Raw genomic sequence first — 16,327 nt, 5'->3', positions numbered from 1 at the left:
ACAGCAGCGTGCCACAGATGCGTGACGTTTTGGAGGCAAAACGTCACCTCATTTTTCCACACACCTCAGATGGGTCGCGCACCACGCTCACGCTCGCGGTAGCTCGAGGGTGGCAAGCCGGTGAGTTTCTTGAAATCCTTGCTGAAAAAGTACGGGTCACGGTAGCCGCACTGGCGGGCGATTTCCTTCACGGGCTCGTCCGTATCGATCAGGCGGCGCTTCGCCTGGCTGATGCGTTCGCGGCGCAGCCAGTCGATGGGACTGGTGCCCATGCTCCGCTTGAAGGTACGGATGAAGTGGCTCACGCTCATGCCCGCGAGAGCAGAGAGATCCGCCAGACGCAGGGGATCCGCGTAGTGCTGGCGCATGCGCACCAGAGGACGCTCCAATGCACTGGGCACGGAGGTCAGGGTATCCATGTCCGCCACATCGCGGAAGCGGCTCTCGTAGAGCATCGCGAGGAGGCGGGCGAGGCTCGCATGCATGCGCGCGGGGCTGGCCGGAGACGGAGCATCGAAGATGTCGAAGATCTCGTTGAAGCAGGACTTCACCGAGGCGTCATCCAGTGTGGGAAACACTGGCAGATCCGTGATGCGAAGGATTTTCGCCAGGGCATCGAGCCCGGGTCCGTCGATGCGCACCCAGTAGAGCTCCCAGGGGTCAGCCGCGTCCGAGCGGTAGGAATGCGGGTGCCAGCAGGAAATCCAGTACAGCCCCCGGCTCTTCACCCGGTGGGTCCTGCCCCCCACCCGCACAGAGCCGCCCCCCCGGAGGCAGTAGACCAGTTCGTGCCCGGCGAGAGTTTCGCGATCGACGTGGTGGGCCTTGTCTGCCACCAAATGCCCCGCACGCACCGTGTGGTACAGAGCCCCGCGAAGGGCATCCCTCTCGGTGTGGAAATAGCTGCGAAGAAACCGGGTCATGACGCGGGCGCATGCTAGTAGAGGAGGGCAAGGCGTGGCAAGCACGCCTACCCGTATGGATGGCTCCTACGAGATGGAATATCTGAGCCTTACAGCCGGTTTTGGATTACTCCGCCAGTCCGCTGGCCTGCGCCACGACCTCGCCGTCCTCCTCCCAGAAGTCAATACTCATGGGTCGGCAGCACACTTCACAGTCGTAATCCACCGTACACGGCACTTCCGTGATGTACGGTGCCGGGACCTCAAACTCCTCGAAGCAGGTAGGACAGGTGACGGTGGGCATGGCGGCGGGATCTACGCAGCCTAGCCGGCACTCTTTGCCTCGGACCCATGGCCATTTCCGTTCTGCGGCAGGAGGAAGAGCTCCTTGCGCACGCGATCACGTTCGCGGCCAATCAGTTCATCCGTGGCCCCCATGTACCGCATGAGGTAGTCCGTCATGGCCAGGGCCACCTCTCCTTCACTGGCGAAGACCTCCGTGGCGCCACAGGCCCGGAGGCTCTCCGCCTGCTTCAGGTAGGAGGTGCGCGCCAGCACCCGGACCTTGGGATTCAGGTCACGGGCCGCCTCGACAATCTCGCTCGCCGGCACGCCAGAGGCGGCGATGATGAGGCCCTCCGCCTTCTCAATACCGGCATGATGGAGAATCTCCCTCTGGGTGGCATCGCCGTACACGGCAGCGCGTCCCTGAGCTCGCAGATGCTGCACGGTGTCGATGTTCATTTCGATGATGATCACCTGGATCCCGTTGTCCTCCAAGATACGCGAAACGGTTCGTCCCACAGGGCCATACCCCACCACCACCACGGGATGCGCCGCCTCATCGACCACGATTTTGTCCTGCACAACGGCAGGACGGGGCGGCTTGACCCACCCTTTGCGCTCCAGCCAGCGCGTGAAAGGTTTCACCCCCTTGTAGAGGAGAGGATTGAGCGTGATGGAAATTACCGAGGTAACCACCAGCGCATTGGTCGCCTCGGCAGGCATGATCTTCAAGCTGATGGCGAGGGCCGCGAGGATGAATGAGAACTCGCCGATCTGGGCGAGCACCACCGCAATGGACAAGGCAGAGGCGAACGGCCGCTTGAAGACCAGGACCACGATGAGTGCGGCGAGAGGCTTCCCGATGATCACGATGCCAAGCGTCGCCAGCATCAGGGGCCACCCTTCCCTTACCGCGCCGGGATCAAACAACATGCCCACGGAGACAAAGAAAAGTACGGCAAACGCATCGCGCATCGGCAAGGCATCCGAGGCGGCGCGCGCACTGAAGTCCGACTGCCCCACCACCATGCCCGCAAGGAAAGCGCCCAGGGCCATGGAAGCACCGAAGAACTTCGCAGAGCCGACGGCGATGCCCAGGGCCAGCACAAGAACGCTGAGGGTAAACAGCTCACGCGAACCTGTCTTGGCGATATAGCCCAGGACTTTCGGAATGACCTTCTGGCCAACCACCAGCGTGAACAACACGAGTGCGCCCAGCTTCAGCACGGAGATTACGATGGTGACCCACAAGCTGGGTGGCGTTTCGCCGGCTGCGACTTCACGCTTGTCAAAGACCGCAGGCAGCAGCACGAGCACGAGGATGGTGAAAAGATCCTCCACAATGAGCCAGCCGATGGCGATGTGGCCGCTGGGCGTATGGAGGTCCCGATTGTCCGCCAGCACGCGCGTGAGCACCACAGTACTGGCAACGGAAATGGCCATGCCAAAGACAATGCCCGCCTCCCACGACCAATCGAACAGCTTTGTCACCACAGCCCCCAGCACTGTGGCCGCGGCAATCTGGGCGATGGCACCCGGCACGGCCACTTTTCTGACGGCAAGCAGGTCCTTGAGATGAAAGTGAAGTCCCACGCCGAACATCAGCAGGATCACTCCGAGCTCCGCGAACTGCGTGGCGATGTGTGAGTCCGCAACAAACCCCGGCGTGAACGGTCCCACCAAGATGCCCGCCAGCAGATAGCCGACGATAGGAGACAGTTTAAGTTTGTGGGTGATGAATCCCAGCGCCAGTGCGGCAGTCAGGCCTCCCGTCAGGGTGAAGATGAGGTCAAGATTGTGTGGCATCCAAACCCATACAGACATGATCTCCCATGGCAACCCGCGATGTCCTGATGGCGTTTTTTTTCGACTGCGAGAAGCATCAGTCCGCAGCGCAAATTCGGGATCACTGCATCAATTCTCTCCGATGCATTGGGTCACTTTCGATGATGGGAGGGAGAGAAGTCTGCGCATCACGGCAGTCCCCACGACTTTCTCAGCTTGTCATATTCTGCTTTGGGAAGCAGTACGTAGTATGGTCGCTTCTCCTCCCGGATCCATTTGATCATGGCTTCCAAATTCTCCACCGCCATCGTGGTGCACCCGGCGCTGGGACGATCGGGGCCGCGGCGCACATGGAAGAAGATGGCGCTGCCGTAACCAGCCTGTGGAGGATTGGTATTGTGTCGGATTTCCAGCAGCCACTTGTAAGCGGCATCACCTAGTCTCATGCGCTGGCTCTCGAACCACGGGGGGATATTCTGAGGATCGACCCGGACATGCTGGTTGTAATGAGGGAGGCGTGGATCATCCACCCAGGCATCATAAGGGCCCACCTGAAGGTAGGGCCATACCGCGCCCTGAGGGGGACGCGCAGCATAACCATGCAATCGACCCAACTCGAAAAGGCCTGCCGGAGCCTTGCCATCCTTCTCGACCTTCCAGGGAATAGACGAGTCAGATGGTGTGGAAACGCCTCGTCCCCAAGCCATTCCCTTCTTTCCCAAGAGCACGGGCCAGGGCGATTTGAACGCGGGCTTCCACGCCGCACCGGCAGACTCACGCTCCCAACACTGGAGAGTCGCCCTCATGGAATTCCACTCTGGCGCTACGGCCACGATGAGCTGCCGAGCCTGACTCGGAACCTGAGCGGAGGCCTCTGTGAAACCCAAAATTGCCAGACAGACGCTGAGCAAGATCGGCCGAAATTTTACTTTGTAATCACCATGCACAGTCAATTCGGGGCAAATGTTTGAAAATAACTGGGGGGTACATCCGATTTTTCTTTGCAGAAGGAATTGGCTGGGCATAATTTCCCACAAAGCGAACCCGCTGATCATTGTCCTCTAGGTTTTGGGGGTTTTTTTCCTAGAGTCAACCCAGCGGGTTCGCTTTTTTCGTGCCCAGATGCAAAAGGCATGGCCGCACAGGAGAGACCCCTCCATGGAAAATGCTGCTGCGCTTGGTGTGCTATCCTTGTCGATGAGCCTGCACCCATGACCCCGAGGTAAGAGAGGGGTTGGCTCCCTCGTAAACGCTGGTGCTCCGATCTGCCTTCTACGCCGACCGCATGAAGACCTTCTTCCCACCGCTCGCGTCATGCCTTGCGCTGACCGCCCTCCTTGTACCAGCTCATCATGCGCAGGCTGCCGGGAAGATTAACTTCAATCGGGATGTGCGGCCCATCCTGTCTGACAACTGCTTTGCGTGCCATGGCTTCGATGCCAAGAAGCGAAAGGCAGACCTGCGGCTCGATGTTCCCGAAGGCGCCTACAAGGCCGACAAGGATGGAGCGCAGCCCATCAAGCCCGGCAGTCCGGACGCGAGCAGCGTGTGGCAGCGCATCATCACCACGGATCCAGATGACCTGATGCCGCCGGCGGATTCGCACAAGAAGCTCACTCCCCAGCAACGCGAGATCCTGAAACGCTGGATTGAAGAAGGCGCAGAATACCAGCAGCACTGGAGTTTCATCACTCCCTCGCTGCCTCCGGTACCCAATTTGAAATCTCAGATTTCAGATCTCAAATCGGCAGCCAATCCCATCGATGCCTTCATCAACGCACGGCTCGCGGAAGAAGGCCTGAAGCAGAATCCCGAGGCGGACAAAGAGACGCTCATCCGGCGCGTGACTCTGGATCTCACGGGACTGTCGCCTACGCCGGAGGAGGTAGATGCCTTCCTCGCCGACAACTCACCCCAAGCCTACGAACGCGTGGTGGATCGCCTCCTCAAGTCGTCACGCTATGGCGAGCACATGGGCCGGCACTGGCTGGACCTCGCCCGCTATGCCGACACCCACGGCCTGCACCTGGACAATGAACGCTCCATGTGGCCCTACCGCGACTGGGTGGTGAAGGCCTTCAATGACAATCTGCACTTCGATGACTTCACTCGCTGGCAGCTTGCGGGCGACCTGCTGCCGAATCCGACCCGCGAGCAGGACATCGCGTCAGGCTTCAATCGCTGCAATGTGACCACGAGCGAAGGCGGCAGCATCAATGAAGAGTTCGTCTTCCGCTATGCGGTGGATCGCACTTCCACGGCGGTGGAGGTGTGGATGGGGCTCACGGCTGGCTGCGCGGTGTGCCATGATCACAAGTTCGACCCGCTTTCGCAGAAGGAGTTCTACTCGATGTACGCCTTCTTCAACTCGGCAGCGGATCCTCCCATGGACGGCAACAAGATCGATACCCCCCCGATCATGAAGCTCACCAATGCGGAGCAGGAGACGAAGCTCAAGGAACTGGAGCAGAAGATCGCTGGCGTGCAGAACCGCATCAAGGAGACCATCGCGAAGATGGACTACAAGGATCCCTCAAGCGTGCAGCCTCCGCCGTCTGTGCAGGAATCCGAGGTGGTGTGGTTTGAAGATGGTTTCCCGCCCGCGGCCAAGCCACAGGCCAGTGGCGCGCCGCTCTGCATCGTGAGCACCAATGAAGGTGGCCAGGTCTTCAGCGGGGGCGCGGCCTTGAAGCGTGCCGCGAAGGGACTGGAGCAGGACTTCTTCAACGGTGGTGTGGAGTACGTGGTGCCGCAGAACGGCCGCATCTTTGTGCACTGCTACCTCGATCCGCAGAATCCGCCGAAGACCATCATGGTGCAGTTCCACACCACGAACTGGCTGCATCGCGCCGTGTGGGGTGCGGAGGATCTGATTCCGTTCGGCAAACCGAAGTCTACGGAAAAGGTCTCCATGGGAGCCCTGCCTGCCGCCGGGAAATGGGTGAAACTGGAGATCGTGGCAGACCGCATGGGCCTGAAAGCCGGCACCAAGGTAAATGGATACGCCTTCACGCAGTTCGACGGCACGGTGTACTGGGACAAGCTGGGCGTGAAGTCCCGCGTGGATCCTGCGAAGGACCCTGCATGGTCATTCGATGTATGGGCAAATCAGAACCAAGGACGTCGTGTGGAAGCGCTGCCGGAGGATCTGCGCAACATTGTGCGTGGCAAAAAGCGCGCGGAATGGAACGAAGCGGAACTGAAGCGCATCAAGGAGTTCTGGCTGGGCAATCTCTACGTGGGAGCTCAGGAGATCATGGCACCCATGCTGGCGGAGAGGGCTCCCATCGAAGAGGAGAAGAAGAAGGTGGAGGCCACGGTGCCCATCACCTTTGTGATGCGCGACATGGAAACGCCGCGTGAGACCTTCGTGATGGAACGCGGCCAGTATGACAAACCCGGTGAAAAAGTGACCCGTGGTGTGCCTGCCGCGCTACCGCCGCTGCCGAAGAAAGATGCGGGCAATTACAACCGCCTCGACTTCGCGAACTGGCTGGTGAGCCGCGAGCACCCACTTACCTCACGCGTGTCGGTGAATCGTTTCTGGCAGCAGTTCTTTGGCACGGGTCTGGTGAAGACCAGCGCGGACTTCGGCTCCCAGGGCGAACCGCCGAGTCATCCGGAACTGCTCGATTGGTTGTCCGTGACCTTCATGGAGAGCGGCTGGGATGTGAAGGCGCTGGTGAAGACTCTCGTCTGCAGCGAGACCTACAAACAGAGCACGAAGGTGACGCCTGCCCTGCTGGCGAAGGATCCCGAAAACCGTCTGTATGCGCGTGGACCTCGCTTCCGTCTGGATGCGGAAGTGCTGCGCGACAACGCCCTCTTCGTCAGCGGCCTCATGGATCCCACCATGGGCGGCAAGGGTGTGAAGCCCTACCAGCCACCGAACATCTGGGAGCCCGTCGGCTTTGGCGGCAGCAACACGCGCGAGTACAAGCAGGACTCCGGCAACGCGCTCTATCGCCGCAGCCTCTACACCTTCCTGAAGCGCACCGCTCCCCCACCCTTCATGACCACCTTCGATGCGCCGAACCGTGAGCAGTCCTGCACACGCCGCGAGCGCAGCAATACACCGCTGCAGGCGCTGCAGCTCATGAATGACGTGCAGCACTTCGAAGCGGCGCGGCAGCTCGCGCAACGCATGCTGAAGGAGGGTGGAGCGACCGCGCAGGAGCGCATCACGTGGGCGTGGCGTGTGACGACTTCACGCAGGCCGCTGCCTGAGGAACTGGCGCTCGTGGAAGAGGCGCTGAAACAGCACCTCGCCAGGTATCAGGCGAATGCCGAAGCTGCGAAGCAGGTGGTCACCTATGGTGAGAGCAAGAGTGATGAGAAGCTGAATGTGGGTGATCTCGCGGCTTACACGATGATCGCGAATCTGTTGCTGAATCTGGATGAGACGGTGACGAAGAACTGAATGAGGAACACGAGATGAGCGGCTACTCGCGAGCCTTTGAGAAGAGACAATGAAGACACTCAAACTTACACTCAGGATTGTTGAACTCGTCGTGATGATCCTCGCGGCGATCTTTCTCTTCCTGATGCTCTGCACGCCGCTCGGCAACAAACTCGGATGAACAAAGCCAACGCCTGAAGACCGAACACTGTTCACTGGAAACTTCATTCATGAATACCGCCCTCGATTTCCACATTTCCCAGACCCGCCGCCAGTTTTTCCAAGGTGCCGGATTGCGTCTGGGTGGGCTCGCGCTGAGCACGCTCATGGGTGAGCGCATGCTGGGTGCTGCAGAGCCTGCATCCGCCCAAGTGCATCAGCCGCTGCCGGGCTTCCCGCATTTTGCGCCGAAGGCGAAGCGGCTCATCTACCTGCACATGAACGGCGCGCCGTCGCAACTGGATCTGTTCGACTACAAGCCGCAGTTGCAGCAGTACTTTGACAAGGATCTGCCGGAGAGCGTGCGCAACGGACAGCGTATCACGACGATGACGAGCGGCCAGTCGAGGCTGCCGGTAGCGCCTAGCATGTTCAATTTCTCCCAATGCGGGAAGAGCGGCATGTGGATGAGCGAGTTGGTGCCGAACATCCAGCACATCGCGGATGACATCGCCATGGTGCGCTCAGTGCACACCAGTGCCATCAACCATGACCCGGCCTGCACGTTTGTAATGACCGGGAGTGAAGTGCCCGGGAAGCCGAGCATTGGCTCGTGGATCAGCTATGGCCTGGGCAGCGTGAGCAATGACCTGCCATCGTTCGTGGTCTTCACGCCCACGTTCCCCGCCACGGGAAATGCGCAGGCGCTCTTCACCCGCATGTGGAGCAGCGGCTTCCTGCCGACCAGCTTCAATGGCGTCGCGCTACGTGGGCAGGGTGACCCGGTGCTCTTCATCAAGAATCCTCCGGGCGTGGATGGCAGCGACCGCCGCACCATGCTGGATGCACTGAACAAGCTGAACCAGCGCAACTTCGAGCGCTTCGGCGATCCGGAAATCCAGACGCGCATCGCGCAGTACGAAATGGCCTTCCGCATGCAGACCAGCGTGCCGGGGCTCACGGACTTGAGCGACGAGAGCGAAGCGACGCTCAACATGTACGGCCCGGATGTGAAGCGCATGGGTTCATTCGCCTCCAGTGCACTGCTTGCCCGCCGACTCGTGGAGCGCGGCACGCGTGTGGTGCAGATTCTGCACCGCGGCTGGGACCAGCACAGCGGCCTGCCGAAGAATATCAAGGCGCAGTGCATGGATACGGAGCAGGCCTGCGCGGCGTTGGTGAAGGATCTCAAGCAGCGTGGCCTGCTGGATGACACCCTGGTGGTGTGGGGTGGTGAATTCGGCCGTACCGTGTACTCACAGGGCACACTTACCAAGGACAACTACGGACGCGATCACCATCCTCGCAACTTCTGCATGTGGATGGCCGGCGCCGGTGTGAAGGGCGGCACCGTGTACGGCGAGACGGATGATTTCAGCTACAACATCGTGAAGGACCCGGTGCACATCAATGATTTGAATGCCACCATCCTGCACCTGATGGGGATTGAGCACTCACGCTTCACCTACAAATTCCAGGGGCTGGATCAGCGCCTCACCGGTGTGGAGGAAGCGCATGTGGTGAAGGGGATTCTGGCGTGAGTGGGAAGAGTGTCGGACGCGGCCCTGGGAGCGCTGGCCTCCGGCCGGCGTGTTCGAAGCTTGCACGCTGAGGGACGTTGCAACGCAAATACGCCGGCCAGAGGCCAGCGCTCCCAGGGCCGTCGCGTGTTGAAAAAGGTGCCAGCCTATGTTCGGAGGAAGAAGTGTCTTTTTCCATGGAACCTGGCACCAAATCCAATCGAGAACGGCGTTCGTATCCGTTTCAACCCATCGTGAAACTCTTCATCCTGATCGCCGCCATGAGCTTGTTTGGTTCGTTCTTCGCCTCTGCTTCGGAAGGAAAACTGGTGGAGCCCTATGAGGCTCCGAAGGTGGAAGCGCAGGATCAGAATGGAAAGACGGTGAAACTGGAGGAGGAGTATGCCAAGGGGCTGACGCTGGTGTATTTCTACCCGAAGTCCGGCACACCGGGTTGCACGGCGCAGGCGTGCAGTCTGAGGGATGCCTATGAGGACCTCACGAAGGAGGGCATCAAGGTCTTCGGTGTGAGCACGGATGATGTGGAGGCACAGAAGAAGTTTGTGGAGAACAAGAAGCTGCCGTTCACCATTCTCGCGGACCCGGATGGCAAGGTGCTCGAAGCGTTTAAGGTGAAGAAGATTCCGCTGATTGGGCTGGCGTCACGTCAGGCGTTTTTGATCAAGGACGGCAAGGTGATCTGGCACGATGCGAAGGCGTCCACGTCCGAGCAGGCGGCGGATGTGCTGAAGGTGGTGCGGGAGTTGAGAAAGTAGTCCGCCGAGCTTCGGCGGCAGGGTCGGCGTGTCCCCTGACAATTCCCTCTGCCCCGTACCCGAAAGTTTTCAACCACATGACGTCTCCATCTCAAGAGCGATGGTTCTCGCTGGAACGTCTCACCATCTGACCGCCGAGGCTCGGCGGACTACTTTCTGGAGGCTGACAACGTAGCTCGCGAGTCCCTTCGCGAAGTTTATGCCGTATGAAATACACTCGCGAAGGGACTCGCGAGCTACGTTAGATGAGGATCGTCGCCAGCCCCAGGAACGTACCCATGCTTACCACGTCCGTGGCGGTGGTGAGGAAGATGCTGGAAGCGGTGGCGGGGTCGAAGCCGAATTTGCGAAGAACCAGCGGGATGGTCGCGCCCGCAAGGCCGCTGACCACACAACTTGCCACCATGGAGAACCAGACCACCACACCGAGCATCAGGGCAGCGGGATTACTCTGGGTCTTCGCGTAGACGAACATCCCAATGGCTGCGACGAGTCCTACGATGGCTCCATTCGCAATGCCCAGCATCGCTTCCTTGAAGAAGAGCTTTCGCTCCTCGCCGGTCTTCAGATCTCCGAGCGTCAGACCGCGCAGAGTGACCGCGAGCGCCTGACACCCCGTATTGCCACTCTGTCCTGCGAGGATAGGAAGAAATGCCGCGAGAATCACCACGCGGTCCAAGGTGTGCTCAAACAAGCCAACGACAGCGCCGGCAATGAAGGCGGTGAGCAAGTTGAACTGCAACCACGGGTGCCGCATCCAGAAGCTGCGCTTCACCGGAGTGGCGAGGCGTTCTTCTTCATGCACACCCACCATGGTACCGGGCTGTGCGGAGAGTTCGATGGCGCGCGCTTCAAAGAGCGACTGCCCTCGCACAAGGCCCAGCAGGTGGCCTTCTTCATCGCACACAGGATACACAGGGAAGTGACGATTGAGCGTGCTCTTCATCGCATCCGTGAGCGCCATCTCCGGATTGAGCCAGAAGATGTTCGGATACATCACCTCGCTCAGCTTCTTGTCGGGAGACGCGAGCATGAGGTCACGAAACACGAGCACACCCACGAGCTTGTTGGATTCGTCCGCGACATACCCGTAGGTGATGAAGGCCTTCTTCGTGAGCTTGCGCATGGCCTCAATGGTCTCACGCACCGTCATGTGTGGTCGGAAGACGGCCACCGGAGGCTCCATGAGCCAGCCCACGCTGTCCTCGGGATACTCCTGGTTCTTCATCCACTGCCGTGCCTTATCCACGGGCGCGGCAGCGATGAGCTCGCTGCGGCGACGGTCATCCAGTTCCCTCAGGATTTGCTGACCGACGAGCGGATTGATGATCTCCAGGATCGCAATGGCATCCTCATCCTTCTGCGCCTCAAGCAGTTCAGCTGCTTCGTACGGCGCACGCTGCACCACGTCCGAGGCCAGAGCATCAAGTTCCTGGGGAGTCATGGCCGCATCTTGACGCGCACAAGGCGCGGGGCAACGGCGAATTTAAACCTTTTCCCAACTCTGCGCGGCCTCGTTTCTGGGAATTCACGTCAGGGCTTGATACCCACGCAATAGCCCATCGTGATCGCCAGATCGAAGCATCCATTGACCTGAGGCTCCAGGGTACCCGCGTCCACCGGCAGACCGGTTGAGGCGTTGCTGAACAACCAGCGATCGCCTGGGAAGTGCACTGCAAATGCGCCCGACGGATTTGCCCGAACCACACGGTCCGCGCCCGGGAAACGCGTGGGGTTGAAAGTCGTCGGCGAGGCAGGATCCACTCCCCACACCACGAGTTCACCATCCCGCTGCAAGGCGGCCGCTTCCACGTTGTTCGCGGCGACAGAGACGACTCCGGCGCCTTTGCCTGAGGGTATGGTCGCCAGATTCCCCCCGCGACCACCACCTCCCCAGCCACTCAGGGCACCGTCTGGCAGCAGGGCCACCGTAGCCTCCAGGGCAATGGCGACGTCTGAAACAGCACCCAACCCCGGAGGGGTATCACCAAAGCCATTTGCGTTTCCAATGTTTGAAGTGGGCAGGCGCGTGAGGCTACCGTCTGCATGACGGGCCACGGCCCACAGCGGCCCTGCATACACGGCCACGGCAGGTCGCACACCTTCCGAGGGGTGCACTCCCGCACCACTCCAGACCACGGTCGATCCATCTTCGCGCAGCGCGATGTCAAAGCGATTGCCCGCTGCCACGGCGACCACGCGGTCGAGTCCCGTGGGCACCTTCGCCTCCACGGACGGGCCTTTTTTCCCAAGCGCGGCGACCGTGCCATCCGCACGCAATACCAGGACATGATAGACGGCGGCCGAGAGACTGACAGCATCAGCAATCTGCGGCGCCGTGTCCGCCCATTGCGCATTGGCATTGTCATCCGTCCGGTTGGATCTCTTCCATACGTTCACACGACCCACGCGTGTGGGGCGACGCAATACGGGTGCCCCCGTCATCGCGGACGCGCTCATCCCGGTGGTGGGCGGGTTCCCCGTGTTGATCTGGGCTGTTCCCGGGCCTGACGCATTTCCAGTGTTGTCCTTGGGTTGACCACTGCCCTTCATGGCATTCAGGATCTTCTCGCGATCCGGCTCTCCTCCCAGCTTCTCCAATGTCTGCATGACCAGGCGCACACGCTCCGCTCCAGCTTCGTTCTTCTGCTCGATGCGCTGCTGCTCAAGAGCCGCGAGCTTTGATTTCTGGGCAGGAGCAAGCGCGGCCGTGACCGCCTGGGCCTGCTGCGGCAGCAACTCGAGCTGCTGGACATAGATATCAAACAGGCGTCCCAGTGCTGTCGGCCATGACGCAGGACGCTGCTGGGGCGTCGGCCCCTGGTTGGCGATTCGCGAGATTTCGCTGAGAAAATACTCCTTCTCGGATGGTGACGCGGAGGTCACTTCACGGCGCAGTGCGCCCAGGTACTTTTCATCCAAATCCTTGCGACCAGTCTCGGTGCTCGTGGCCGCAGCCTCCTGCCATTCCTGATGGAACGCCCCCAGCATGGCCCAGAGCTCAGGGTCCGAGGACTCCAGATTCATCACTTCACGCTTTGCCACAGCACCACTGGCGCCGTCCGATTTCATCCCCGCCGCAGGTGGCAGGCGCCACACATGCACTGAATAGTCACCATCCTTCTCGGGACTATTGGGGGCATAACCCCCAACGGTGACAGCAAAGGTGCCGTCCTTGCTCACGCTGACGGAGTTCACACATCGGGTCGCCTGAGGTTCGCTCTTCCATAGAAGCGCACCGGTGACCGCTTCAAAGATGTTCAGTGTCTTGTCCTGCCCACCTGCGACAACCAGGCGGCCGCTGTCGCTGAAATCAGCATCGTAGACAAAGTTCTGCGGCCCCTGCTGGCGGGAAATGGAAGTTCCACTTTCTGCATCCCACACGTAGAACCGGCCTCCCGCCATGCCCATCAAAGTTTTTCCATCGGGCGCAAAACGGATGCGATAGGGAGCCGGAGGGTCCGGCCACTGCTTCACCAGCGACTTGCGCGATACGTGGCCGTACCACAGTTCCAGCGCCCACTTTTCACCATCACGGCGCGTGCCACTGGCCAAGAAGCCGTCCGCATCGCCCGGGCGGATCTGCAATCCAACCACCGGGGAACGGAAACCGGGGATGATCTCATCCCGATCATTCGGCCAGTTCCAGGCCACCAGTGTCTGGGCGGGATCCTGTGTACCAATGAGCAGGGTGTCACCATCTGCCGAGAACTCGATGCAGTTCGCCGTGCGCGCTTTGAGATCGAGGGACTTCGTGGGTTCACTCAGGAGATCGTCGAGCTTCCACATGTAGGCTTTGTAGTTATCACCGGAGGCTGCGAGGTACTTGCCATCGGCGCTTACGGCGACCTTCGTCAACATTCCCGGCACTGGGCCCAGGCTTCGAATCCGGCGGCCCGTTTTGAGATTCCACAAGCCAATGGTGCCGTCTGCGCTCGCCGTGGCCACCTGAAACTGATCGGGCAGCAGCAGCACGGAGTGCACTTTGTCCTTGTGGCCTTCCTCAAATTTCAGGACATGTCCCGGAGTGCCCTCCGGCACTTGATAGGCTCCGTCAACAGGAGCGACTGGAGCGGGAGAAGGCGCAGGGGCAGGGGCAGGTACAGGCGTGCCATGGTCCCCGCCTGAAGCGCCTCCTTGCGCCGAAGACGACGCGGAGGAACCACCCGATTGAGAGTCCGCCGAAGGAACCAGATCGTTCTTATTCTGCAGCCACCAGAAGATGCCAATGCCGATCACCACCATGCTGATCACGATGGGGAGCACGGGCATCCCTGACTTGGGAGGAGGACTGGAAGGGCGATGCGCGGAGGCTGCGGGGTGAGCCCCCTGGGGCATGGGCCGACCTGGGGCGGGTCCACGAGGGCCGGGCCTGTTCACATGCGCGACGGCATCCTTCAGTTCACGCATGCTCTGGTAGCGAGCTCCGGCGTTCGTAGCGGCAGCCTTCGCAATGAGGGGCTCCCAGCCGGGATCAAAGTGGCCGTGCTCTGAGAGCGACTCACGGGGCTGGCGCGGCACCTTGCCCGTGAGCATCTGCTGAAACACGATGCCCAATGCATAGATATCCGCACGATGGTCGATGAGCGCACCCTGGACCAGAATCTCAGGTGCGGTGTACTCCGGCGTGCCCAGTGATTCCTCTTCCACCGCGGCCTCCGCACGACGGGCCAGGCCGAAGTCCATCACCTTCACCTGGCCATTCTTGTCCACCATCACATTCCCCGGCTTCAGGTCGCGATGGAGAATGCCGTGCTCATGAGCGTACTGGATGGCATCGCACAACTGGAGGGCGATGCCCTGCACCTTCACCACAGGAAGCCGGCGCAGACGAATCATGTCATGCATCGTCTGGCCTTCCACGTACTCCATCACCAGGTAGAGATGACCGTCGCTGGTGATGCCGAAGTCATACACTCCCACGATGTGGTTGTGCCGCAGCTTTGCCATCGCGCGCGCCTCGGTCTGGAAGCGTTGGGCGTAGCCCTTCTCCGCCCCCCATGAGGGTGGCAGCACCTTGATGGCCACCAGGCGATCGAGCGAGATCTGCCTCGCAAGATACACCGCTCCCATGCCGCCCTGCGCCAGGAAATCCATCATCTCGTAAGCCGGCAGCAGTGCCGCCAATTCATCGAGACTCGGTGGCTGGAAAGAAGGCGAGGGATACTCACTCATGGGCAGAATTTGATGGAGAAAAATTCCTGCCCAGCCTAGCGGAATGCCGCAACGGGTCGAGCAAATACGACCCGGTGAAACACCACTGTCACCTAGATGTCGCTCAACAAGAGCGCACTGGCGCCTGCCGTGGTGCGTGTGTGCGTAAGACTGAGCAGCACGCGAGTCACACCTGCCTGTGCGGCGACTCTTGCGGCGCCGCCGTGAAGCACCACCGTGGGCGCTCCACTGCCGCCACGCATCACCTCAATGTCAGCCCAGCCGACACCTTCCGCGAAGCCGGTTCCCAGGGCTTTTGCCACAGCTTCCTTCGCTGCGAACCGCGCTGCGTAGTGCATGGCCGACTCTGCACAGCTATCGCAGTACTCGATTTCACCTGCGGTGAAGACGCGATGTTTGAAACGCTCGCCGTTCTTCTCCAGCAGGGAGTGGATACGATCCACCTCCACCAGATCGATGCCCACCCCCACGGCCAGCGCAGGACGGCGCACATTGCTGGAGACCAGATCAGGGGAGATTTCAGATTCCATTTTCCAAAGACTCCGACAATGGAGCGGGCTCAACCCGGATACTCTCCCATCACCGCGAGCATCTCGCCGATGGACGTACGCAGGCCCACGGTGATGGCCCGTGATACAAGAGAGTGTCCGATATTGAGCTCGGCCAGATGGGGCACGGCAAAGAGATCCCGTACATTCCGCGTGGTGAGTCCGTGGCCGGCATTCACCTGCAGGCCCAGATCATGTGCTTGTGCGGCAGCCTCCACCAACCGCACCACCTCTGCCTGGCGCTCCGCGCCTACGGCGTTGGCAAACGTGCCGGTGTGCAGCTCCACCATGTCCGCGCCGCAATCTGCCGAGGCATACATGTGGTCACGCACAGGATCGACGAAGAAGCTCACGCGGATGCCGGCATCCTTGAGACGGGTGGTGGTTTCCTTCAGCGCCGCGGCGTGGGAGGGCACATCAAGGCCCCCTTCCGTGGTGATCTCCTTCCGGTTCTCCGGCACGAGGCACACGAAGTCTGGCTTCACCTTCAGGGCGATTTCCAGAATCTCGGGTGTGTTGCCCATTTCCAGATTGAGCTTCACCTTCAGCTCGCGCTTCAGCAGGTACACATCCGCATCCTGGATGTGCCTGCGGTCGGCGCGAAGATGCACGGTGATGCTGTGCGCACCAGCCGCCTCGGACTCCCGCGCTGCATCAAGCAGCACGGGTTCCGCGTTCGGTGAATCCAGCATGGTGGCATACCGCGCCTGACGCAGCGTGGCCACGTGATCGATATTAACTCCGAGATGTAGCATGACCCTGCGGGTGAATGCGAAGC

11 protein-coding genes are annotated in these 16,327 nt (G+C 60.6%); 3 read left to right on the top strand and 8 right to left on the bottom strand.

All coding sequences use genetic code 11. The features are described from left to right. Positions 1-65 precede the first annotated feature (65 nt). From DES53_RS03220 to DES53_RS03205, 4 genes are all read right to left on the bottom strand, one after another. Positions 66-923, bottom strand: coding sequence for an AraC family transcriptional regulator (locus tag DES53_RS03220; protein WP_113956750.1), 858 nt, complete (start codon positions 921-923; stop codon positions 66-68). A 106-nt stretch (positions 924-1,029) separates the two neighbouring features. Next, positions 1,030-1,206 (bottom strand): CPXCG motif-containing cysteine-rich protein, encoded by a 177-nt coding sequence (locus tag DES53_RS03215; protein WP_113956749.1) that lies wholly within the window; start codon positions 1,204-1,206, stop codon positions 1,030-1,032. Positions 1,207-1,226: 20 nt separating this feature from the next. Continuing rightward, positions 1,227-2,993, bottom strand: a complete 1,767-nt coding sequence (locus DES53_RS03210; RefSeq protein WP_113956748.1) for a cation:proton antiporter — start codon at positions 2,991-2,993, stop codon at positions 1,227-1,229. Positions 2,994-3,160: 167 nt separating this feature from the next. Next, positions 3,161-3,778 (bottom strand): L,D-transpeptidase family protein, encoded by a 618-nt coding sequence (locus tag DES53_RS03205; protein WP_147263192.1) that lies wholly within the window; start codon positions 3,776-3,778, stop codon positions 3,161-3,163. 479 nt (positions 3,779-4,257) lie between these two features. Between DES53_RS03205 and DES53_RS03200 the strand changes: the two genes are divergently transcribed. The 3 genes from DES53_RS03200 to DES53_RS03190 all read left to right on the top strand — a co-directional run bounded on the left by DES53_RS03200 (position 4,258) and on the right by DES53_RS03190 (position 9,826). Beyond that, positions 4,258-7,392, top strand: coding sequence for a PSD1 and planctomycete cytochrome C domain-containing protein (locus tag DES53_RS03200; protein ID WP_113956746.1), 3,135 nt, complete (start codon positions 4,258-4,260; stop codon positions 7,390-7,392). Between the two features lie 209 nt (positions 7,393-7,601). Then, a complete protein-coding gene (locus tag DES53_RS03195) occupies positions 7,602-9,071 on the top strand; it encodes a DUF1501 domain-containing protein (RefSeq protein WP_113956745.1) in 1,470 nt (489 codons plus the stop codon). Between the two features lie 233 nt (positions 9,072-9,304). Continuing rightward, entirely contained in the window at positions 9,305-9,826 is a 522-nt protein-coding gene (locus tag DES53_RS03190; RefSeq protein ID WP_245958075.1) for a peroxiredoxin, read from the top strand. 241 nt (positions 9,827-10,067) lie between these two features. On the opposite strand, the gene DES53_RS03185 is transcribed toward DES53_RS03190, so the two are convergent. From DES53_RS03185 to DES53_RS03170, 4 genes are all read right to left on the bottom strand, one after another. Continuing rightward, entirely contained in the window at positions 10,068-11,270 is a 1,203-nt protein-coding gene (locus tag DES53_RS03185; protein WP_113956743.1) for a magnesium transporter, read from the bottom strand. Positions 11,271-11,359: 89 nt separating this feature from the next. After that, entirely contained in the window at positions 11,360-15,001 is a 3,642-nt protein-coding gene (locus DES53_RS03180; RefSeq protein ID WP_113956742.1) for a serine/threonine-protein kinase, read from the bottom strand. 92 nt (positions 15,002-15,093) lie between these two features. After that, positions 15,094-15,531 carry a holo-ACP synthase gene (gene acpS / locus DES53_RS03175; RefSeq protein ID WP_211325423.1) on the bottom strand — a complete coding sequence of 146 codons (438 nt, stop codon included), beginning with the start codon at positions 15,529-15,531 and terminating at the stop codon, positions 15,094-15,096. A gap of 29 nt (positions 15,532-15,560) precedes the next feature. Then, on the bottom strand, positions 15,561-16,304 hold the full coding sequence (locus DES53_RS03170; RefSeq protein ID WP_113956741.1) for a pyridoxine 5'-phosphate synthase: 744 nt from the start codon (positions 16,302-16,304) through the stop codon (positions 15,561-15,563). Between the last annotated feature and the right edge of the window lie 23 nt (positions 16,305-16,327).

The sequence above is a fragment of the Roseimicrobium gellanilyticum genome (genome assembly GCF_003315205.1).
Lineage (GTDB): Bacteria > Verrucomicrobiota > Verrucomicrobiia > Verrucomicrobiales > Verrucomicrobiaceae > Roseimicrobium > Roseimicrobium gellanilyticum.
The sequence above is the reverse complement of the archived record's forward strand: the minus strand, read 5'-3'. Positions and strand labels throughout refer to the sequence as shown.

Bases quoted from the DNA above. Each gene is read 5' to 3' on its own strand.
- DES53_RS03210 (WP_113956748.1), bottom strand. From the start codon at position 2,993: ATGCCACACAATCTTGACCTCATCTTCACCCTGACGGGAGGCCTGACT.
- acpS (WP_211325423.1), bottom strand. From the start codon at position 15,531: ATGGAATCTGAAATCTCCCCTGATCTGGTCTCCAGCAATGTGCGCCGT.
- DES53_RS03220 (WP_113956750.1), bottom strand. From the start codon at position 923: ATGACCCGGTTTCTTCGCAGCTATTTCCACACCGAGAGGGATGCCCTT.
- DES53_RS03205 (WP_147263192.1), bottom strand. From the start codon at position 3,778: ATGAGGGCGACTCTCCAGTGTTGGGAGCGTGAGTCTGCCGGTGCGGCG.
- DES53_RS03215 (WP_113956749.1), bottom strand. From the start codon at position 1,206: ATGCCCACCGTCACCTGTCCTACCTGCTTCGAGGAGTTTGAGGTCCCG.
- DES53_RS03180 (WP_113956742.1), bottom strand. From the start codon at position 15,001: ATGAGTGAGTATCCCTCGCCTTCTTTCCAGCCACCGAGTCTCGATGAA.
- DES53_RS03195 (WP_113956745.1), top strand. From the start codon at position 7,602: ATGAATACCGCCCTCGATTTCCACATTTCCCAGACCCGCCGCCAGTTT.
- DES53_RS03185 (WP_113956743.1), bottom strand. From the start codon at position 11,270: ATGACTCCCCAGGAACTTGATGCTCTGGCCTCGGACGTGGTGCAGCGT.
- DES53_RS03170 (WP_113956741.1), bottom strand. From the start codon at position 16,304: ATGCTACATCTCGGAGTTAATATCGATCACGTGGCCACGCTGCGTCAG.
- DES53_RS03200 (WP_113956746.1), top strand. From the start codon at position 4,258: ATGAAGACCTTCTTCCCACCGCTCGCGTCATGCCTTGCGCTGACCGCC.